This window comes from Corynebacterium mustelae (genome assembly GCF_001020985.1).
Lineage (GTDB): Bacteria > Actinomycetota > Actinomycetes > Mycobacteriales > Mycobacteriaceae > Corynebacterium > Corynebacterium mustelae.
In genome coordinates, this window is the sequence record NZ_CP011542.1 from 159,456 (window position 1) to 180,795 (window position 21,340).

General features: G+C 54.1%; 20 protein-coding genes, 1 tRNA gene and 1 other RNA gene. 21 read left to right on the forward strand and 1 reads right to left on the reverse strand.

The features are described from left to right. Nucleotides 1-30: 30 nt before the first annotated feature. A tRNA-Ser gene (locus CMUST_RS00765) sits at nt 31-116 on the reverse strand. A 118-nt stretch (nt 117-234) separates the two neighbouring features. Here CMUST_RS00765 and ffs point away from each other — a divergent pair. The 21 genes from ffs (at nt 235) to recR (ending at nt 21,338) form a co-directional block, all read left to right on the forward strand. Beyond that, nucleotides 235-331, forward strand: an RNA gene (gene ffs / locus CMUST_RS16260) — signal recognition particle sRNA small type. A gap of 311 nt (nt 332-642) precedes the next feature. Next, nucleotides 643-2,544, forward strand: coding sequence for a vWA domain-containing protein (locus CMUST_RS00770; RefSeq protein WP_047260913.1), 1,902 nt, complete (start codon nt 643-645; stop codon nt 2,542-2,544). Nucleotides 2,545-2,773: 229 nt separating this feature from the next. Continuing rightward, nucleotides 2,774-4,042, forward strand: a complete 1,269-nt coding sequence (locus CMUST_RS00775; protein WP_047260914.1) for an aminotransferase class I/II-fold pyridoxal phosphate-dependent enzyme — start codon at nt 2,774-2,776, stop codon at nt 4,040-4,042. 3 nt (nt 4,043-4,045) lie between these two features. Then, on the forward strand, nt 4,046-4,612 hold the full coding sequence (locus CMUST_RS00780; RefSeq protein ID WP_047260915.1) for a suppressor of fused domain protein: 567 nt from the start codon (nt 4,046-4,048) through the stop codon (nt 4,610-4,612). A gap of 45 nt (nt 4,613-4,657) precedes the next feature. Continuing rightward, nucleotides 4,658-7,294: a DNA polymerase III subunit gamma and tau gene (locus CMUST_RS00785; RefSeq protein ID WP_047260916.1), complete on the forward strand. Its 2,637-nt coding sequence runs from the start codon at nt 4,658-4,660 to the stop codon at nt 7,292-7,294. Between the two features lie 72 nt (nt 7,295-7,366). Then, nucleotides 7,367-7,678, forward strand: coding sequence for a YbaB/EbfC family nucleoid-associated protein (locus CMUST_RS00790; RefSeq protein ID WP_047260917.1), 312 nt, complete (start codon nt 7,367-7,369; stop codon nt 7,676-7,678). Nucleotides 7,679-8,057: 379 nt separating this feature from the next. Beyond that, nucleotides 8,058-8,396, forward strand: coding sequence for a WXG100 family type VII secretion target (locus tag CMUST_RS00795; RefSeq protein WP_047260918.1), 339 nt, complete (start codon nt 8,058-8,060; stop codon nt 8,394-8,396). An 84-nt stretch (nt 8,397-8,480) separates the two neighbouring features. Beyond that, nucleotides 8,481-8,774, forward strand: a complete 294-nt coding sequence (locus CMUST_RS00800; RefSeq protein WP_047260919.1) for a WXG100 family type VII secretion target — start codon at nt 8,481-8,483, stop codon at nt 8,772-8,774. A gap of 111 nt (nt 8,775-8,885) precedes the next feature. Further along, nucleotides 8,886-13,172 carry a DUF6531 domain-containing protein gene (locus CMUST_RS00805; protein WP_052844454.1) on the forward strand — a complete coding sequence of 1,429 codons (4,287 nt, stop codon included), beginning with the start codon at nt 8,886-8,888 and terminating at the stop codon, nt 13,170-13,172. Continuing rightward, entirely contained in the window at nt 13,121-14,242 is a 1,122-nt protein-coding gene (locus CMUST_RS17000) for an RHS repeat-associated core domain-containing protein (RefSeq protein ID WP_144414085.1), read from the forward strand. Before CMUST_RS00805 ends, CMUST_RS17000 begins: the two co-directional genes overlap by 52 nt. Nucleotides 14,243-14,278: 36 nt before the next feature. Then, nucleotides 14,279-14,866: a hypothetical protein gene (locus CMUST_RS00810; protein ID WP_047260920.1), complete on the forward strand. Its 588-nt coding sequence runs from the start codon at nt 14,279-14,281 to the stop codon at nt 14,864-14,866. A gap of 15 nt (nt 14,867-14,881) precedes the next feature. Beyond that, complete coding sequence (locus CMUST_RS00815; protein ID WP_047260921.1) at nt 14,882-15,310, forward strand: hypothetical protein; 429 nt, start codon at nt 14,882-14,884, stop codon at nt 15,308-15,310. A gap of 27 nt (nt 15,311-15,337) precedes the next feature. Further along, nucleotides 15,338-16,117, forward strand: a complete 780-nt coding sequence (locus CMUST_RS00820) for a pentapeptide repeat-containing protein (protein ID WP_047260922.1) — start codon at nt 15,338-15,340, stop codon at nt 16,115-16,117. A 106-nt stretch (nt 16,118-16,223) separates the two neighbouring features. After that, nucleotides 16,224-16,661 carry a hypothetical protein gene (locus CMUST_RS00825; RefSeq protein WP_047260923.1) on the forward strand — a complete coding sequence of 146 codons (438 nt, stop codon included), beginning with the start codon at nt 16,224-16,226 and terminating at the stop codon, nt 16,659-16,661. A gap of 15 nt (nt 16,662-16,676) precedes the next feature. After that, a complete protein-coding gene (locus CMUST_RS00830) occupies nt 16,677-17,906 on the forward strand; it encodes a hypothetical protein (RefSeq protein ID WP_047260924.1) in 1,230 nt (409 codons plus the stop codon). A 36-nt stretch (nt 17,907-17,942) separates the two neighbouring features. Further along, a complete protein-coding gene (locus CMUST_RS00835; protein ID WP_047260925.1) occupies nt 17,943-18,542 on the forward strand; it encodes a hypothetical protein in 600 nt (199 codons plus the stop codon). A gap of 9 nt (nt 18,543-18,551) precedes the next feature. After that, nucleotides 18,552-19,139 (forward strand): hypothetical protein, encoded by a 588-nt coding sequence (locus CMUST_RS00840; RefSeq protein ID WP_047260926.1) that lies wholly within the window; start codon nt 18,552-18,554, stop codon nt 19,137-19,139. 15 nt (nt 19,140-19,154) lie between these two features. Continuing rightward, nucleotides 19,155-19,586: a hypothetical protein gene (locus CMUST_RS00845; RefSeq protein WP_047260927.1), complete on the forward strand. Its 432-nt coding sequence runs from the start codon at nt 19,155-19,157 to the stop codon at nt 19,584-19,586. Nucleotides 19,587-19,631: 45 nt separating this feature from the next. Further along, entirely contained in the window at nt 19,632-20,210 is a 579-nt protein-coding gene (locus CMUST_RS00850; protein WP_047260928.1) for a hypothetical protein, read from the forward strand. Beyond that, nucleotides 20,197-20,550 (forward strand): hypothetical protein, encoded by a 354-nt coding sequence (locus CMUST_RS00855; protein WP_158408176.1) that lies wholly within the window; start codon nt 20,197-20,199, stop codon nt 20,548-20,550. Before CMUST_RS00850 ends, CMUST_RS00855 begins: the two co-directional genes overlap by 14 nt. A 131-nt stretch (nt 20,551-20,681) precedes the next feature. Continuing rightward, the gene (gene recR / locus CMUST_RS00860; protein ID WP_047260930.1) at nt 20,682-21,338 is read left to right on the forward strand and encodes a recombination mediator RecR; all 657 of its coding nucleotides are present in this window, start codon (nt 20,682-20,684) and stop codon (nt 21,336-21,338) included. Nucleotides 21,339-21,340 lie beyond the last annotated feature (2 nt).

The window sequence follows — 21,340 nt, forward strand, 5'->3', positions numbered from 1 at the left end:
AAACCCCACTTAACGTGGGGTTTTATTCTGCGGAGGATGTGGGATTTGAACCCACGAGGGGCTTTCGCCCCGCACGCGTTCCAGGCGTGTGACATAGGCCGCTAGTCGAATCCTCCAGCGTACAACAAGCTTTTGTGTACCTCGGAAACTTTACACAGTGCGCTATGGAACTTACAAATTATGGGGTTAAACTGCGGGAATTGGGCTTTATGTGGATTGTGGACTAATGTTTGGGGCAGGACTTCGCATGGCGTTTATCCCGTGAACTCCCCCAGGGCAGGAATGCAGCAAGGGTCAGCGGGCTCTGGCGGGTGTGTGGAGTCCCTTTATTATGTACGGGCTTATGTGATTGGCCTAGCTGGGGGTCGGCAATGCGGGGCGGGTTTGTTTCGCCGGGCGTTATATGTGGTCAAAGTCATAGTATGTGGCTGGCGGTTATGTCGGCGCCGAAGGGCTAGCTTTGAAAACGTTTGCAGGCCTGCGATGTTGTCGCATCGTAGGTTGCTGTTGTATGGGATGGTTATTGGTTATCCGTGCGACGGTTTGCGCCTAAGAAGCGATAAATCCATTGTGATTAGAACCTCCGATTTATAGTCTGGAATTATAACCATTGCAGCCGATAGCTTATGAGAGGAATCCGTTATGTCGTTTCGGCGGTGTATCTGTGTGGGGGCGTCAGTGGTGCTGGTGGGGTTAGCGGCACCGGATGCGGTGGGGGTTGATAAGACATTGGAACCGACGGTGGTGGTGTTGGATGCGTCAGGGTCGATGACGGAGATGGATGTTGATGGGATGAGTCGCATGGATGCGGCGAAGCAGGCGGTTGATGGGTTTTTGTCGGGGGTGCCGGATGGTTCGCCGTTGGGGTTGGTGACCTATGGGACGGGTACGGGTTCCTCGGAGGAGGAGAAGGAAGCAGGGTGCCAGGATATTAGTGTGCTTGCCCGTCCGGGGGAGAAGCCGGTTGGGGTATTGAAGTCTGATGTAGATGGGTTGGTTCCACGTGGGTATACCCCGATTGGGAATTCGTTGTTGAAGGCGAATGAGTTGTTACCGAAGGAGGGGGCGCGGTCGATTGTGTTGGTGTCGGATGGGATTGATACGTGTGCGCCGCCGCCAGTGTGTGAGGTGGCGAAGCAGTTGAAGGATCAGGGGACTGATCTGGTGGTACACACGATTGGGTTTAAGGTTGATGATGCTGCGCGGGCGGAGCTGGAGTGTGTGGCGAATGTGACTGGGGGAACGTATGCGGATGCCTCCAATGCGGAGTCGCTGAAAGCTACGCTAACCCAGGCGACGAAGCGCAAAGCGGTGGGGTATCAATTACCGACTGAGACTGTGGAGTTTTCCACCAGTCAGACTGATGCGCCCACCATCGAACCCGGTACACTAACAAACCCCAACCGAATAACCGCGAAACTGCCTATCACCAGGTCTGAGGATACTGAGGATTTCTATGCCAAGGTCTCGATCCCTAAAGGGCACCGGCTGCATGTGGGGTTCACGGCGGTGCCAGAAGTGGGCACAACCGGCTATTTGTCTTCCTTTACCTATTTCCCGGATTTGTTCCCGAAGGAACACTCGTCGTGTTATGAATGGCGCGAAGAAGCGGGAAATACTACCGGTGGACGTCCAATATCGGGCTATATCATTAGCCGAGTGGAGGGGAAGGGCTGCGATAATACGTCATATTTGCTTAATCTGGAGGGAAGAACGAAAGATGCGCCAGACAACGTTGACATGTTCCTTGCGGCGGTTCCGGAACCCACCGATCTTGGCGATGATTTCAATAAAACGCCGAGTAAGGAGCGTACAACCGCTGATCTTGGCGCTCCTGCGGATTTGAGCCACGTGACCCCCTACACGCCGTTGAACTTCCCGGATCCAGATGCCCCAGAGGTAGAAGGAACGGTTGAGGCAGAGATCGTCGAAGGGGAAACGCAGTATTTCGCAACCCCGATCGGCTGGGGGCAAGCACTGGATGTCACCGTAGAAGTTGTGGATGATCCCCGTGCCAACCAAGTTGACGAAACTCATGAAAAATCGGGTCGCGCGCTAGAGGTGTATGTCAGTAATCAATTGATGCAACCCCAAGATGGTGGCCGGTACCCTATCGGTAAAAATGAACTGAAGCTTCAGGATATTGGCACCAAGATCGTCACTGGAACTACTACTCCGATCTCGTATGCGAATATTACAAGCAACAGTTCTGCGTGGCTGGGTGGTCGACACTATGTGCAGGTCGATTTCGTCAGTAACGGACGAAGCGCCACAGTGGGAGATACCGATGCGTCGACCGAGCTTCAGCCGGTGAAATACCGGATCAATTTCCATCGGGTTGGCAAAGAAGTCAAAGGCCCAACATTTACCGAAGGCGCCCCGGCTACAGCCGCACAAACCACCAACGCGACCCCAAGCGCACAACCTACACAATCGGAGAAATCCGGTATCGGAATGGTGTGGTGGTTTGTGATAGGCGCGGCGCTGTTATTGCTGGCGGCGGTGATGGTTGTCCTATCGCGCTTAGCCAAACGTTCCACCTAAAAACCGTAGATTTTTTAACGGATGGTGGGTGCAAGTGTGTTGGTTCGTGTGAAAAGCAGGGACGCACGGGGCAGGGTTTTTGCTTTTCGACGAACAACCGGGGGTAGGAGATAGCGTGTTCTAGTGCAGCCTGTGCATAACCCCGGCTAGAGTTTTGACAAGTGGGTTAAACCAGGCTTAAAGCCTAGGTGCCCGTTTCACGTTGATCCATTTGAAGAAGGTGAACGACATGTCACTGCTTGATTTTGATGCTGACCAATTAGCGGCGTTTCGTGAGGAGATCACGTCCAAGTACAACGAGCTTAAGGCCCGAAATCTTAAACTCGACCTCACTCGCGGCAAGCCTTCTTCTGAACAACTGGATTTTTCTAATGCCGTCCTGTCCCTGCCAGGGGACAACTACACCTCAAAAGACGGAACCGACTGCCGCAACTATGGTGGGTTGACTGGCATTGTTGATATTCGGGAAATCTGGGCCAAGCTGCTTGGGCTACCAGTGGAAAACGTGATCGCGGGCGACGCCTCCAGCTTGAACATTGAATTCGACCTGATTGCTTGGTCCTATGCGTTGGGGAATAACGATTCACCGCGTCCATGGTGCCAAGAAGAAAAAATAAAGTGGCTGTGTCCAGTGCCTGGCTACGATCGACATTTCACCATCACAGAACACTTCGGCTTCGAGATGGTTCCAGTTCCTATGACCGAAACTGGCCCCTGCATGGACACCGTGCGGGAATTGGTGAAAGACCCACAGGTCAAGGGCATGTGGACGGTGCCGGTGTATGGAAACCCGACCGGGATAACCTTCACCGAGGAAGTGTGCCGCGAACTAGCTGCGATTAAGACGGCTGCGCCGGATTTCCGGATTATGTGGGATAACGCCTACGCGGTACACACCCTTACCGATGACTTCCCGCCCGTCTACGATGTTCTGGCGTTCGCCGCTGAGGCGGGCAACCCCAACCGGTTCTGGTTTTTATCCTCCACCTCCAAAATCACTCATGCTGGTTCTGGGGTGTCGTTCTTTGCGTCTTCTACTGAGAACCTCAAGTGGTACCAGATGCACGCCAATGTGCGTGGAATTGGGCCAAACAAAATCAACCAACTGGCACACGCCCAGCTATTCGGCGACGCAGAAGGGGTTCGGATTCTCATGCGCAAGCATGCCGGTTCGCTGGCGCCGAAATTCGCCCGAGTGCTGGACATCCTAGACAAGCGGTTGTCAGAATACGGTGTGGCTTACTGGACGAAACCAGAAGGCGGATACTTCATTTCGGTAGACGTGGTCGACGGCACTGCCGCCCGGGTGGTGCAATTGGCCAAAGAAGCAGGCATTGCCTTAACCGCTGCTGGCAGCGCATTTCCGCTCAAACAGGACCCGAATGACCGCAATATCCGGCTCGCGCCATCGCTGCCGCCAGTTGAGGAATTGGAAGTAGCGATGGATGGGGTAGCCACCTGTATCCTGCTTGCCGCCGCAGAAAAGGCGGCACAGTAGCCGATGGATATTGCGGAGTCCGCAACGTGGTTGGCGGGGTTGTTCGATGGGGACATGGAACTGCACGAATCCCAACATGAAAAAGCCGCCACCCCGGTGCTGGCGACGTTTCAACAAGACGATGTTGTCATTTGCGCCACGGTTGGATTCAACGAGGTAGACACCGGTCTGGAATCGGCGGGCATGGATGTACGCTGCGAATTGGTGACGCAGACGCGCGCGTCGAAAAGCGAAGCAATGCGCCTTTTAGACGCCGCAACCCAAATGTTGGTGCGGTCGAACGGTGTGTTAACCGCCCAGCCAGGCACCCTGCTGCCAGGGGTCGGAGACGTGATTGAACTGCCCGAGCACATAACCGTGCGACACGGGCTGCTCATGTCGCCGTTTCAATGGGGGCCGCAAGTTCCCCAAGTGATCGAAGATGATCGCTGGACGCTTTTGCTTCAGCTTCTTATGCTCACTGAGGAAGAATTTCACTACTGCGTCACCTACGGCCCGGAAGAACTGTTGGAAGAAATGGCAAACTCCGCAATTGATTTATCGGATTGGACCCGTGTGCTGGAATACTAGCCAGCATTGAAGTTGCGGCGCGGCCGGTTACGGTAGGGTTAAACCGTGGCTTTATATCGGAAGTATCGCCCCGGTTCCTTCGGCGAACTTGTCGGGCAAGAACAGGTAACCGTGCCGCTGTCTGCAGCACTCAACAACGGCAGAATCAATCACGCCTACCTTTTTTCCGGCCCGCGCGGTTGCGGCAAAACTTCATCCGCACGCATCATGGCGCGCTCCCTCAATTGTGTGGAAGGCCCTACCGCAACCCCCTGCGGCGTGTGTAATTCCTGCATATCGCTAGCCCCCAACGGCCCCGGTAACCTTGATGTCACCGAACTCGATGCAGCAAGCCACAACGGCGTCGAAGACATGCGTGAACTGCGCGATCGCGCAATGTTCGCCCCCGCGGAATCCCGCTACCGGATCTTCATCATCGACGAAGCGCACATGATTACCAATCAAGGTTCCAATGCGCTGCTGAAAATCGTCGAGGAACCACCAGCGCACCTAATCTTCATATTTGCAACGACCGAACCGGAACGAGTCATCGGCACCATCCGGTCCCGCACCCACCATTATCCATTTAGACTCCTAACTCCCTCCGCCATGCGGGGGCTGTTGGAACGCACCGTCGCTAGCGAAAACGTCCAGGTCGAGGACTCCGTCTACCCGCTGGTTATCCGCGCCGGGGGCGGGTCCCCGCGCGACACGCTATCCGTATTAGACCAGTTAATCGCCGGTACGGGCCCCGAAGGGCTCACCTACGAGCACGCCCGGTTACTGCTCGGCGTTACCGACGATTCGCTTATCGACGCCGCCGTCACCGCACTCGCGCACGACGATAAAGCCGGGCTATTCCTCGCCGTTGATGATGTGATCGAGGCAGGGCTTTCACCCAGAAAATTCTCAGAGGACCTACTCGACCGGTTGCGGGATCTTATTATGCTACAGGCCGTCCCCGACGCTATTGCTGCGGGGCTTGTCGACGCCCCGACCGACCGGGGTGAGGTGTTACGCAGCCAAGCTCAAGCTTTCGCCCCTCACCAGTTGCCGCGCATTGCCGCCACGCTTAACGACGGCATCGCGGGGCTGCGGGGGGCTACCAGCCCTCGCCTGTTGCTGGAAATTCTGTGCGCAAAGATGCTCTTAGGCGGTGCCCAACAGCCGCAGGTAGTCAGCGCACCAGCAACCGCCGGGGCACCTGCCACCCTGGCAGCCGCCCCCGCCGATTCACCAGCCACGGCCACTCCGCCGAAATACGAACGCCCCTCGGTACGCCGCGCCCGGGAAGAAGCAGAAGCACGCGCCAAGGCTGAAGCCGAAGCACGGGAGGCGGAAGCGAAAGCCCAGGCGCAGGCAGAAACTGCACCGCAGCCGACCGTTGCGCCTGCCGCAGAGCCCGAGCCCCAGCCAGCAGAAGAACCCAAAGCGGTAGCCGCAGAACCGAATACTCCGGAACCGGTCGTGGCGGAAGAACCACCGCAATCTGCCCCGACTGAGCCGGTGGAACAACCAGCTATGGACCCAATCGTGGATGTCACTAAGGCTTGGTCGAAGATCATCGCCGAGGTGAAGCGCACCAACGAGGTCGCGGGCATCCTGCTTACCGGGGCAAAACCATTGGGGATTAAAGACGACACCCTCATCATCGGCCATAACACTGGTGCGTTGGCTGCCCGATTGAATTCCACTGACCACAACGGCTTTATCACCGATGCGGTTAAAGAACTGACCCAACACCCATTCGCAGTGGAATGCGTGATTGGCACCGACCCGAAGCGGCATGGTTTTGATGTTCCGCAACCGCAGCCAGTCTGGAATCCGCACGTACACACCGATGCGCAACCCGCTGACGCTGAGCCTGCTGATGAACCTCAGGAGCCTGAGAGAGAAATCAATAACGAAACGATAGAAGAGCCACTTCCGGCAACAGAACCCGCCGACACCTGGGGTGAACCAGCGCCCATAGGCGGGGAGAAAAAGACGCCGCCTCGCACCGAAGCGCCAACGCAACCAGCTGGTGAGACTCCGGCACCAACACCTACTGACACCTGGGGTGAACCGGCACATATCGGTGCGGAAAGTGATATTTCCGTATCCCAGGTGGAAACCGCCATTTCGGACATGGCACCTGTCGCTAAACCCGACCCGCAGCCGGTAGTGGCCGCAACTTCGGAACCTGCTGCAGCAGAAAACGTCGATAAGCAACCCTCTAAGGAGCAAGCCGCTAAGTATGAGCCCACGGGATTTGTGCCACCAGTGTTGCCTACTGGTTATCAGCAATCAACGCCGCAGCCAGTAGCAACACCACAACCGCAGCCTGCAGCAGAAACACAACCTAAACGCTCCCGCTGGCAAGAGGCTGCCGAACGCGGGGCGGCTAAACTAGCGGCACAAGCCAACGCGCCTCGCTTTGCTGACGGAACTCCAGCACCGCCCGAACCAGTTGGTTGGGATGATGCGCCGCCACCGGACGACCCATACGGCTATCCGCCCGATGAAGGCATGCCAGCGCCAACTGCTACCGTGACAACCACTCCGGCGACGGAGCCTGCGGCGGCTGAGGCGTCAACAAGCGAAAGCGAAGAGGCTGAAATGATGCAACAAGCCGCGAGCGAGGTGGGTACAAAAGACCACCGTAGTGCCATGACTGTTGCTATGGATTTGCTGGAACAGGAGCTTGGGGCACGCGCGCTGTAACTGCACGAGCGATTGCGCTACCGGTACACTATCAACACGACAGACGTTTTGTTTTAGAGAAAGGCATAACTTATGGGGCAACCAGACATGTCACAATTGCTGGCCCAAGCACAAGAAATGCAAGCGAAACTGCATCAAGCGCAGGAAGAGATTCTTAAGTCTCACGTGATCGGTCAAGCTGGTAACGGCTTGGTTTCCGTGGCAATGGAAGGTTCCGGCAAAGCCACCGCCGTTAATATCGACCCAAAGGTTGTCGACGTGGATGATATTGAAACCCTACAGGACTTATTAGTAGGCGCATACAACGATGCACACGATCAGCTTGCGCGTCTTGCTGAAGAAAAGATGGGGCCGCTGTCCCAAGGACTCGATGGAATGTTCTAAGATTCCTCACATTTTTGCCTCCGTTATGAGTGGTGTGAACTCATCGTGACGGAGGCTTTTGCTATTGCTCAGGCAGCATTCAAGGGTAGCAAAATAGCGGCTAGCTGGATATGTTTTGCATAAACCTTTGCATAATTTTAAATTATGTGCAACGGGCTACGTGGCAGAAGTACTGTGATTTTGCTGAGATTTCCCTTTTGGTTACAGTGGATGCGATTACGGGGTATCTGCGCAGGTCACGGACTGTAAGGGGTAAATTTTGGGGGCAAAAATCGTCAATATGTAGATTTCTCTATACCGGTAGCCAAGATGCAGTTACACTATGGCATTGACTTACGTCGATGTAATTAGAAGTACAAACGTTCTAAGGAGTGTTGTTGTGTCTCAGTCGTCTAATGTGTCTGTTGAGCATTCTGCGGTTTCGGGTCATGTGGAGTCGTTGCGGGTGAATCATGAGCAGTTGAAGTCGCAGGCGTCGTCGTTTGTGTCGGCTATTGAGCCGTTGCGTGGGGTGTGGAAGGGTGCGTCTGTGGAGGCGTGGAATTCTATGACGGAGGCGTGGAGTGAGAATATGGAGTTGGTGAATCAGGCGTTGGAGGAGTTGACGTCGCGGGTGGAGCAGGCTGGTAAGGATTATCAGGTGGGTGAGGATGATCAGGCTGCGACGTTGCAGCAGCGTTTTTCGGGGATGAATTTTCAGTCGGGTCCGATTTTGTAGTTTGTGTTGGTGCGTCGTGGGTGGCGCATTGTTGTTTGTTTTTGTTGTTTGTTGTTGTTTGTTTGTTTGTGAAGGGGTTTTGTTGTGTCTGTGTATGCGTATGATCATGCGAGTGCTGAGGCTGCGGCGGAGGAGTTGCATGCGGTGATGGGGGCGATTGAGTCGACGTTGTCGGAGATGGAGTCGGATGTGTCGAAGTTGGCTGCGGGGTGGGATGGTTCGGAGCAGGAGTTGTATCGGGGGGTGCATGGGAAGTGGTCTGCTGCTGCGGAGAATATTAAGGGTATTTTGGGGCAGGTGCGTGCGGCGTTGGATGAGAATACGCAGGCGGTGTCGGAGACGCGGTCGCGGGTGTCGGGGTCGTTGTCTGGCCAGTAGTTGGTTGCTGGTTGTTGGTGGTGGGGTGCGTGTGTGCTGGTTGGTGTGTGCGTGCCCCTTGTTTTTGTTTTTGTTGTGTTGTTGGTTTGTGGGTAGTTTGTAGGGGTTGTTGTGCCGGGTAGGTTTGTTGGGCCGTTTGTGGGGTTTGAGGTTTCGGATTTTCGCCTTGGTGGGGATGTGTCGGCGTTGGTGTTGGTGGGGGCGAAGTGGCGTCGGTTTGGGGAGCAGGCGTTGGAGACGGCGGGGTTGTTGCGGGGTGTGTCGGATGGGGGTTTTGTGGGTTCGGAGGGGGATCGGTTTCGGGAGTTGATTAATGGGGAGTTTCCGTCGCATTTGGATGTGGCGGGTGGGGCGCATGTGGGGGTGGGTGATGCGATTGCTCAGTATGCGCATCTGCTTGAGGGGCAGAAGGCGCAGATGCGGGGGTTGCGGGAAAATGCCCGGGTGGATCATGGGGTGGTGAATTCGACGGCGATGCAGTTGAATGCTGCGGAGGCTGCGGCGGCTGCGGCGGCGGGGACGCCGGGGGCTGCTGCTGCTATTGCGGCGATGGAGCAGGCGCGGTTGGCGCATGAGGCTGCGTGGGTGAAGTGGGAGCAGGATTTGGCGTCGGCTAAAGCGATTAAGGAGGTGTTGGGTGCTGGGGTGGATGTGCAGGTGCAAAAGATTGCGTCGCAGGCGCGGAAGCGGTTTGAGGAGAATCCGAATTTCCTTCAAGAGTTGTGGCAGAAGCTTGATGACTTCATGGATAAAAACGCCGACTGGTTGAAAGTAATATCTGACGCGTTGCAGCTTATCGGCGGCATTTTGGCATTGATACCAGGTTTGCAGGTGATTGGTGTCGCACTGTACGCGGTTGGTCTTGGCTTGAAAGGCCTATTGGCCGCTACCGGTAACGCCAGCTGGGAAGAATTCGCATTTGATGCCTTAACCTCCGGTGCGGTCGGGGGACTCGGAAAATTAGCCAAACTAGGAAAACTTGGCAGCACGGCCCAGAACCTGGCGACGAAGGGATCAAAGTTGTCGTCAGCTGCGGCATCGTTTGTGAAGTCGCAGGCGAAGTCTGCTGCGAAACTTGCCGCATTGCGATCCGCTGATGGCATGCGGTTTATCGCCAACGAACAACTAGCAAAGACCATGTACAGCAAAGTTACCCGGGGCGGTCAGATTTGCTTCGCCGCCGAACCGGTGGACATGGCCACCGGAAACATGGTTGATTTCGTTACGGACGTCCATATTTCTGGCGTATTACCACTGGTGGTTGATCGCCACGCCAATTCCAGCCACCAAATGGGCCGGGTACTAGGGCCACAGTGGGTTAGCCGGGCGGATACTCACATTGAAGTCATGAAAGACGAAATCCTTATGGTCAGCCCCGACGGTGCGCTATTGACCTTCCCATTGCCGCCTGTGGATGGGTCTGAGGTGCGTGCGGATGGTCGGCCGTGGTTGTTGTCGTTTGGTGATGGTGCGTATCGGGTTCGAGATATTTCCGCTGGTGTGGTCTACGAATTTCGGGTGTATGATCTTGATCCTGCGGAAGCTCATCGGAGCCAGGTGACGACGAAACCTGGGGCAATTGCTGGTGCTGGTGGTGTGGTTGATGGTGTGCCGTGTGTGGGTGGTTCCATGGTGGGGATGGGAATCACCCCAGGCAGCATCGCCGATACGTGGGAGATTGGTGTTGAGATTGGCCTATCAGCTTTGGTGCATCACACCGGCCACCGGATTGAGTATGTATGGGATCAAGCATCTGGCTTGATGACCGCGATGGTGCGCAGTGATGGAACCCGGGTGGATTTGGGTTATGACATGGTTATTGGTCGGTTAAGTGACGTGTGGGTGTCGAACCCACACACGCATCCTGACCAGGAACCGGTGAAAGTGATCGGGTATGAGTACGACGCGGACGGACAGTTGGCCAGGGTACGAAACTCCCATGATGGGATCCTGGAGTACCACTACGATAGTCACGGTCGGGCATACGCCTGGACAGACCGCAATGGCGTGTCATACTTCTACCGATTTGATGACCAAGGACGAGTAGTAACACAGGTCGGAACCGGTGGCATGTTCCCCAACGCACTGATCTGGCTGGAAGATACCGGTACCGACGCCCCACTCGGTGGCACAGTCTGCGTACTGGTTGAAGCGGCTGGTGCTTTCCACCAAGATCCACTTGTTGCTGGTGACAGTGTTGTCGATGAATACTTCACCCGAATTGAACAACTCCCATTAGTTAAAACACTTCGGTCCGGTGGGTTAGCTGCTGCGGGGATGACCGGTTCCGGCCGGATGGGTCCACGTGATACGGACGCATGGACAGTTCCGGAGGAGTGGCTTCATGATGAATTCTTAGGTGATATTCGTCCGACGGTGTACCGGGCGACTGCCGCCGGTGACGTATGGCGAATCATCACGGCAGAAGGCCGAGTACAGGACTCGGAATACAACGAGTACCACAAGGCAATCCGCAGCATTGACACCACTGGTAAGTCCAGCGAAGTTAGCTACAACGAGGACGGGTTAGTCACAGAGACTATTTTCCCGGATGGGAGTAGTGTTTGTGTGGAGCCTGGTTCGTGGGGTGTTCCGGTTCGGGTTGTAGGTCGGGATGGTCTGGTTTCTGAGTATGAGGTTGATGCGTGTGGGTTGGTCACGCGGGTTGTTGATCCGACGGGTGCTGTGACGTGTTGTGAGTTTGAGTATCGTGCGTCGGGTGTAGTACCGGCGGTGGTGGTGGATGCTGCTGGGGTGCGTACTGTGGTTGAGTGTGATGATGCTGGCCGCACTGTGGCGGTGGTGGATGCTGCTGGGGGTCGAACGAGTTATGTGCGGGATGTGCGTGGTCTTGTGTCGGAGGTTGTGGATCCGGTAGGGGCTGTAACTCAGGTGTCGTATTCGCCGGAGGGGTGGGTGGAGTCTGTTGTTCAGCCTGATGGTGGTATGCGGGTGTTTGGTTATGATGGGGAGGGTAATATCACCGAGGCGGTAAGTGAGATCGGTGCGGTGACCAGGACGCGGTTTACGGTGTTTGATAAGCCGGTGGAGGTGGTGGATCCGACAGGTGCTGTGACGAGGTGTACGTATAATACGCAGATGCAGCCGGTGGCGGTGACGAATGGGGATGGGCATACGTGGCGGTTTGTGTATGGGTTGGATGGTCAGGTGGTGTCGGAGACGGATTATAATGGTGTGACTACTACGACGAGTACTGCCACTGATTCTGATGGTGTGGTTACGCGTGTTGCGTCGGCTGCGGGTGTGAAGACCGTGCGGGTGAATCGGTTGGGGTTGGTGGATTCTGTTTCGGATGCTGCTGGGGTTATTCGGTACTCTTATGATGAGTTAGGGCGGGTGCGGTCTGTTACCACTCCGGAGACGACAGTTGTGTTTGGGGTGGATGAGTATGGTCGTAGAATCTCTGAAACGGTGACGCTTGCTAGTGGTGAGTCGACTGTGACGCAGGTGGAGTTTGATCCGATAGGTCGGGTTGTGGCGGAGCATACGACGACACCGACTGGTCAGGTGATTTCGGGGTTTGTTACTCATGATGAGGTCACAGGACTTATTGCGTCGACACTGGTGTCGCGTTCTACTGTGGATAAGGTGGCTGCGGGTGTACCGGGTCAGGTGGTTACGGAATGTGGGTTTGGGGTTGATGCTGCTAGTCGGCGTAGCTGGATGCATACTGGGTCGCTTGTCAGGGAGTATGCCTATGACAGGTGTTCGCGTAAAACTGATGATCATACGTACCTGTTGGATGCTACTGCGCCGGGTGGGCGTAGGCGTATGTCGGGCTATGGGTTGTCGTGGCGTGTGGATGATGTGGTTGTTGGTGTGGCGGATCATCTTCGTGGGATGAAGACTTTTGATGTGGATGTGATGGGTAAGATCACCGCTGTCACCACCCAACCACCAGCACACACCCCAACCAGCCACACCCCAACCGGCTACACATCAACCGGCCACACCCCGTCCCTAGCATCGTCGCAGGCGTCGGTTGGTGGGGTGTCGGAGGTGTATGGGTTTTCTGCTGCTGGTGTGCTCACGAGTATTCGTACTGATTCCCAGTTTCAGGCGGATGGTGGGTATGTGCCGTCATCGGTGTCTGGTGTGGTATCAGATGTGGAGTTTTCTGGGACGAAGCCGGTTCGGGTGGGTCGGACTCGGTATGAGTATGATCCGGCTGGTCGGGTGATACGTACGGTGACGAAGCGGTTGTCGAAGAAGCCTTTGGTGAAGACGTTTTTTATGCGGGTACGTCGACTCAGCCGGTGGGGTTTACCTCGTCGGATACACCTGGTGTGGGGTATAAGTATATTTATGATGGCCTGGGGCGTCGGGTGGCGAAGGAGACCATTGATACTGGTAGTGGTCAGGTGCTTGTGCGGGTGATGTTCACCCATACTGGTGATCTCCTGACTGGGGAACATGTCACCTACACCACCACACCTGATACTGCTTTGGCTGCTGGTGTCACCACACCTGGTGGTGATGGGGTGGTGGGTCGGATGTGGATCTATGATCCGGACACCGTGGATCCGATCGGGCAGCTGACCTTAACCACGCACGGCCAGCCGGTAAAACCAGCGGATGTTCGATCGGTGGATCCTGGTAGTGGTGGGGTTGTGGATCCTGCTGATCCGTCACGGGTGTTGTCGTGGTCGCAGGAGCAGGTGGATGTGGTGTTTGCTGCGATGACAACAGATCTTGCTGGTGCCCCGTTGGAGCTTGTGGATCCGGATTCTGGTGAGGTTACTGGGTGTAGTTCCCAGTCGTTGTATGGTCAGCGTGTCTGGCGGGGGAAGAATCAGTGCCCGTTGTTGTTTGCTGGCCAGTACGAAGACACGGAATCCGGGTGGGTGTATAACCGGTACCGGTACTACCAACCAGAAGCCGGAATCTATAACGCCCAAGACCCACTCGGTGTAAGCCCGAACATAGCAACACCCCAAGGCTACGTCACCAACCCCACCACACTTATCGACTACTACGGGCTTAAAGCTCATCAAATCATCCAAAACAAAGCCGTAGGTGATTTAGCGCGGGATGCCTTGGCGGAGTCACTAGAAGGCTCCGGAACGATAATGAAGGAAGCGTTTTTTGACGCTGGTAAAAAATCTGGAGGTAAGACAGGACGTCGGTTTGTAGATGTACTTGAGTCAGAGTTGGGTATTGGACACGAGCAAAAGACTGGTCGTGTAGGATCAAATAAGTTCGTTCGGCAACAAATAAATAAAGATGTTGTGTTGGTGCGAAAAGAAAAACTGAGTTCTGTGATGTGGCATGGTGATCCAGCACTCCAACAATCTGTTTTAATTAGGCAGGAAGCGCTAGGAATAAGTGGGGAAGCTGCAAGTTATGCAGTACGCGACGCACAATTTACAAAACCTGTACAAAAATACTTTGAACAAAAAGGTTTCCATTGGGATACTGCAAATCATGCTTTTGTTCTTTCTAAGTGATTGAAAAATCGTTGATTATTTTAAGGAAGTGTTGTCATGACTGATGATGATTTTGGGTTGTTTTGTTCGCGGTATGTGGTGTTTGGTCGGGATTGGATTGGTTGTGATGATGCGGCGCGCAGTGCTGAGGAAACGCAGTTGATTGTGGATGAGTTGTTAGCGCGTGAGGGTGAGCGGTTGGCTGCGGTGGAGTCGGCGTTGTCGGGTGTGCTGCCGTTTGATTCGTCGATGGATAAGGTGGTTGCTCTTGGCCAGCTTCTTGCGAAGTCGCGTGTGGTGAATGGGGATCGGAGGGAGTCTGAGGTGACGTTGAGTTTGGCGCATGATTTTGGGTGTGCGTTGCATCGGTTGTTGCATGAGGTTGATCCGGAGATTACGTGGCGGTTTCAGCGGCGGGCGAAGCGTGCGGTGTCGTTTAATCGCCCGGTGTTGGCACGCGATGACACGTTTGAGGGTGATCGATATATTGATGCCATTATTGATAGTTATGCTGCGGTGAATTTTGCGTTTATGAGGGATTTGGACCCGGTGGATCGGTTGTTTTCGAAAATTTCTCGGTTGGCGGAGTCGCAGTTTCAGGTTGATGTTGCGTTTCCGGAGTGTGGTTCTGGTGTGCATGGGTAGGGGTGAGGAGTTTTTATGATTAATCATGAAGATTTTGCTGGGTTTGATCGCTCGGATTTTGAGTTGGGTGGTTTGAGTCCGGAGTTTTTGGCGGAGGGTTTTGCGTTTGCGCCGGATTGGTTGCCGCAGGATTTCAAGGATTTTTTCTTGGATTATTATAGTTGGACTGTGAATGGGACGGAGATTCTTCCGCCTGCGCCTGCGGTGGTGTGGGATAACGCGCAGATGCACCTTTTTGATAATTTTCGTGAGTGGTATCCAGATCGGGAGGATTTTTATCCGATTGCGAAACTAAATGGTGCTAGTTATTTGGTGTTTCATCGGAAGTCTGATGGTCAGGTGGAGTGTGGGTATTACGATTTCACGGATGAGGCGTGGTATGGCGGTGGTCCGTATGAGTCCTTTGAAAAGTGGGCGTATGCACTACTTGAGCAGAACAATTAATTGCTAACACGTGAAACGGAGCTGCACATGCCTAAAGTGATGGGTTTTCATGACGACTTACATATAGCGGGTAAGGAATTTTCGTCGCTGGAGGTTGACGCAGCTTCGTTTCGTCGTTGTGAGTTCGTCGATCTTGCTCTTTCGAATTCTTCGCTGTACTACGTGAGTTTTGAGAATTGTTCTTTGAGCGGAATCGAGTTAGCGCAGACGTCGTTAAGCCGTGTAAGTTTGTTTGATTCCACGGTTACGGGGGTCGCTCAACCCATACCGGTGAAGGCTCTAAAAAAGCTGTTTAACTGTACGATCAGCGGTGTTGAGCTTGTGGGGGCTCGTAGTACCCATCTGGATTCGCTTGTGGTGCGTGGTGGTAGTGTGAGCGGTTCACTGTCAAACGTTTCTTTTGTGGAGGATAAAGAAGCAAGCCAGCTTTCGGGGACGGATTTATCAGACGCGGAATTGCACATGGTGAGGTTCGTTGGCGTGCCTATGGAGCGGGTGATAGTTGCCGATCATGTAACGAAGTTTATTGTGCCCAACTGGGTGGAACATGCCGGTGCGGTGTCTGACTATGCGAACGCTGCAATGGGAAAGCATTCCGTCGAATCGCCTGAGTATCGAGCTGCTTTCCATGTTTTTCAGCAAGTTCAACAGGACTGGGAGCGATTTAGGTTTGCACATGGGCGTGGCAATGATGGTGCGCGTGGCGGACGTTTTATCGCCGAGGCTGTGAACGAACAATTGCCGCCTTCTGTCCAAACGGCGGTCATTGAACTGTATCGTGCCGTAACTGGTATCGATTTTTCTTAAGTTGGTAGTTGCGCCCGTAGCCGGACACACCGGCGCATGGATACAGTGGTCGATTGATCACTAGTTTCGTTCCCAAATCTATTGGATGGTTGATGTGGAGAGACCGATGGTGAAAGCCGATTGGCAGGGTTTTATCGTTGATTGGTGTTGGTCGGATTGGGAGTTTTATTTTGATCTGGTGCCAGATTTGACGTTTGTCTCGACTACGTCGAATTCGTGGCGAGGGAATCTGGAGGCTGCCGGAAAGACTTTCATTTTGGAAGTGAGTTTCGATGAGCACGATCGACCCGAAGAGATTGCAGTGACAGGTCGGTTTGCAGGGGTGGACTTTGTTGGTGTGTCGTTGGATCAGCCGTGGTCGGATTTCATAGCTCAACTGCGTTCTTTGGGCGTGGACCTACGGGCAATTCCGGAAAACGATTATGTGTTTTCGATGCAGCACCGGGTTGGATTTTGGCAGTACGAGGGTATGGTGGAACAAATACTGTGGTACTCGCCGGTGAAATTTACTGATGCAGAATTCCTGGATTTCATTCAGCCCTAGGTGGGTGGGGTAGCTATGGCTTTCGATAGGGTTTGGGCGGAAACAGTAACAGAGTTGACCCGGTTGGGTTGGCGGGTGTCGGGGACAACGGCACGATGGGCAGGTGTTGCTTGCAATGTGGACGTGCAGTTTAACTTTCCGGCGTTTGGTTACGAAGATAACCCATATATCGCTGATGCTCAGGTGGAGATTTCCGTGCCGGTTGCGGGAGTGGATGAGACGCTGGTGTCGTCGTCGACAAGCGGGTTTATCACGCAGCTGTTTATTGGGAAGCACCCTAGCCACGCAACAACAACGGTAGCTATTTGTAACGACGCCGGTGACGTGAACCTGCCACGGCTAAATCAGATAACTGACCGGGTTAAAAGTGTGGCTGAGCATGTCGATCTTCGCTGGTTAGCTATCCACGTTCCCGCTCAGGAATTATGTACTCACCCAGATTGGCTTAGGATTTTAACCCAGTTTGTGACGCAACTTGTTCACCGGCAGATGGCTGATGTTGCTGACAACCTTCTGCGCCGGGTTGGCGATTATTTAGCTACGGCGCCGAAACCCCTGCGTAAGCAGGATGTCGAAGCTTTTAATGTCCAGTTGCAAGCGCTTGGGCTTTGCGACGTCGCCTGGCCGGGTGCTTCCGAAATGTCGTTTGCGCCGACAATGTACAAGTTTCTTCTCTATACACCAGATTCATTGCGCACGATCGATTCAATGTGGGAGATTATGGCGCGTGCGGCCAGTGCCGATTCGACGGATGATGCGCGACTGCACGAGGCGCATAAAGCTTTTGCGCAATTGAATATCGCCTCGCGGTTTCGTGGCGGGAACACCCTCCAGGTGACATTGCCGGTAAGCAAACCAGTGCCGCATATTTCGCGCTGGGCAGAAATGGGTTTGGGGCTTATCAATATCACTGCTTTTCGACGACTCCTGTTCGGCGACGAAATAATAGGCGACATATCCACCGAAACCTGGGGTGAAACTCGGCCGTGGTTCTCCCCGGCGGGCATCGGCTGGTTAGCTGAGCATACTGCCAAGAGCAATGCTTTGTGCGTCGCCCCGGAATCGCCACAGTTTGAAGATCGCGTTATCTACCGAAAAACGGCAGGAGAGCGTACCGTCTCCACGCTCGTTATCGGATTCGATCGCATAGAAAACAACTACACGGCAACTTTCGGCAACGACCCAACCGTAGCCAAACAAACGCTACCTGAGATAGTCTTTCTGGTAGAAAAATGGTTGCTTTGATAGGAATTCTATTGAGAAAATGAGTGCGGCTGCGTCATGATTGATTCTGATTTTGGGTTGTTTTGTTCGCGGTATTCGTTGTTTGGTCGGGATTGGTTTTCCTGTGATGATGCGGCGCGTAGTGCTGAGGAAACGCAGTTGATTGTGGATGAGTTGTTAGCGCGTGAGGGTGAGCGGTTGGCCGTGGTGGAGTCGGCGTTGTCGGGTGTGCTGCCGTTTGATTCGTCGATGGATAAGGTGGTTGCTCTTGGGCAGCTTCTTGCGAAGTCGCGTGTGGTGAATGGGGATCGGAGGGAGTCTGAGGTGACGTTGAGTTTGGTGCATGATTTTGGGTGTGCTTTGCATCGGTTGTTGCATGAGGTTGATCCGGAGATTACGTGGCGGTTTCAGCGGCGGGCGAAGCGTGCGGTGTCGTTTAATCGTCCAGTGTCAGCGCGCGATAACAAGTTTGCTGGTGGCGGTTATGTAGATGTTATTTGGGATAGCTACGGGATTATCAATTCCGCATATTTGAACGGCCAGGAACTCGTTCCTCGTTTCTTTTCGGCTTTTAAGACATTAATTCAGGGACGGTTGCAGGTTGATCTTGCGTTTCCTGAGTCTGTTTTGCGCGTTAGCGATGAGGGTAATGATTAGATTTTTGACATGACTGATTCTGATTTTGGGTTGTTTTGTTCGCGGTATTCGTTGTTTGGACGGGATTGGTTTACTGGTGATACGGATGCGCGTAGTGCTGAGGAAATACGCTCGATTGTGGATGAGTTGTTAGCGCGTGAGGATGAGCGGTTGGCCGTGGTGGAGTCGGCGTTGTCGGGTGTGCTGCCGTTTGATTCGTCGATGGATAAGGTGGTTGCTCTTGGGTTATTGCTTGCGAAGTCGCGTGTGGTGAATGGTGATTTGGAAGATTCTGATGTGACGTTGAGCTTGGTTCATGATTTTGCGTGCGGGGTGCATCGGTTGTTGCATGAGGTTGATCCGGAGATTACGTGGCGGTTTCAGCGGCGGGCGAAGCGTGCGATGTCGTTTAATCGCCCGGTGTTAGCGCGTGATGACACGTTTGCTGGTCGGGGGTATATAGATGTCATTTGGTCTGCGTACGGTACGGTGAATTTTGCGTTTACGAGGGGTTTGGATCCGGTGGATCGGTTGTTTTCGAAAATTTCTCGGTTGGTGAAGTCTCATTTGCAGGTTGATCTTGAGTTCCCAGAGTGTGGCCGTGTTGCGGATGAGTAGGTGTTAGGAGTTTTTATGATTAATTATGAGGATTTTGTTGGGTTTGATGGTTCGGATTTTGAGTTGGGTGGTTTGAGTCCGGAGTTGTTGGCGGAGGGTTTTGCGTTTGCGCCGGATTGGTTGCCGCAGGATTTCAAGGATTTTTTCTTGGATTATTATAGTTGGACTGTGAATGGGACGGAGATTCTTCCGCCTGCGCCTGCGGTGGTGTGGGATAACGCGCAGATGCACCTTTTTGATAATTTTCGTGAGTGGTATCCAGATCGGGAGGATTTTTATCCGATTGCGAAACTAAATGGTGCTAGTTATTTGGTGTTTCATCGGAAGTCTGATGGTCAGGTGGAGTGTGGGTATTACGATTTCACGGATGAGGCGTGGTATGGCGGTGGCCCGTATGAGTCCTTTGAAAAGTGGGCGTATGCACTACTTGAGAATAAACGTGATTAGCAATTGGTAATAGAGATTCTGGTTTTGTAAGGGTGGTGTGTTTGTGTGAGTGGTGTTGTTTCTGAGTTGCGTGGTCGGTGGGATTCGTCGCATGCGGGGTTGGTTCCGATGGTGGATGTTTCGCCGTTTGGTGTGGTTGATGGGCGGCAGGATTTTCGGGGTTTTGTTGCTAGTGATCTTCGGGGGCTGCATATGTTTAAGTCGGGTGAGGTGATTGGGAATGCGGATATTTCGTATGGGGTGTTTCCGCGTTATGTGGTCTCGGTTGGGGGCGCTGTAGAGAATGTGGTTGCTGTTGATGCGGTTTTTAACAGGTTGAAGGTGATTGGTGGCCGGATTGTGGGTTGTCGGTTTGAGGGGGTGGATTTTACGGATCAGTCATTTTTTGGTGATTCGGTAGTTGATGGGTGCGAGTTTGTTGGTTGCGTTGCGCCGGAGGCGTTTGGGGGTGTGGCTGCTGTAGTGGATTCGGTGATTGTGGATACGGTGATCCAGAGGATGGGTGATGTTAATTATGAGCAGTCGCCGTTGTTGTTGCGGAGTCGGTTTGAGACGAAGATGTCGAATGTGACTATTTGGGTGCATCCGGAGGCGCAGAATTTGCAGGGGTGTGATTTTTTCTAAGGCGAAGTGGCGGAATGTGAATTTTAAGGGGGTGGAGTTTGCTGGTGTGAAGGTTCCGGCGGTGTCGCGGCGGTTTATGGTGGATGATTATCCGCGGTGGCGGGGTGAGTTGGTGCGGTTGGCTGATGAGTTTGCTGGTGATGAGGATCATCCGTTGTCGGGGGTGGGGAAGATGATGCAGATTATTTTGGGTGCGGAGGATACGAAGTTGGCTGCGGCGGGTTGTTCGGTGCCGCAGGTGCGGTATTGTTGGGAGGCTGATCCGTTGGGTGAGTTTAAGAAGTCGGGTGCGGTTCGTTATCGGGAGTTTTTCGAAACCGCAGGCATCACATTCGAATGACGTTTCGGGGTGCTGCTCTGGTGATTTATTTGTAGGGTTTGCCCATGCTGCGGATTGTCACGTGGTTGTGTCGGGGTGATGTGGCAGAATCAGTTGCGGTTGGTTGGTTTTGACCGAAAGGAAAATTTCAGGTGTTTGAAGGGCCATTGCAGGATCTGATTGATGAGCTGTCCCGGTTGCCGGGGGTTGGCCCGAAGAGCGCGCAACGGATTGCATTCCACCTATTGCAGGTGGAGCCGATTGATATTACGCGGCTGCAGGAGGCACTGGGGGCAGTGCGTGATGGGGTGCGGTTCTGCCGGATTTGTTGCAATATTTCCCGCGATGAGGTGTGCCGGATTTGTGCCGATTCGGGGCGGGATCGGGGCACTATTTGTGTGGTTGAGGAGCCAAAGGATATCCAGGTTTTGGAGCGGACCGGCGAGTTCAATGGCCGCTACCACGTGTTGGGGGGTGCGCTGGACCCGTTGAATAATGTGGGTCCGCGTGAGTTGAATATCTCCCAGTTGTTGCAGCGGATTGGTGGGGTGTTGCCCGATCGGGAGTTAGCAGGCTCCACGCCGGATGCGCCGTTAGTTGATGATGCGCCGGAGATCACGGAGGTTATCATCGCCACTGATCCGAATACGGAGGGTGAGGCTACGGCGAGCTATTTGGTGCGGTTATTGAAGGATTTCCCGGATTTGGTGGTTTCCCGCCTGGCCTCCGGAATGCCGCTGGGCGGCGACTTGGAGTTCGTCGATGAGCTCACGTTGTCGCGTGCCCTTAGCGGCAGGTTGCGGTTGTAGCG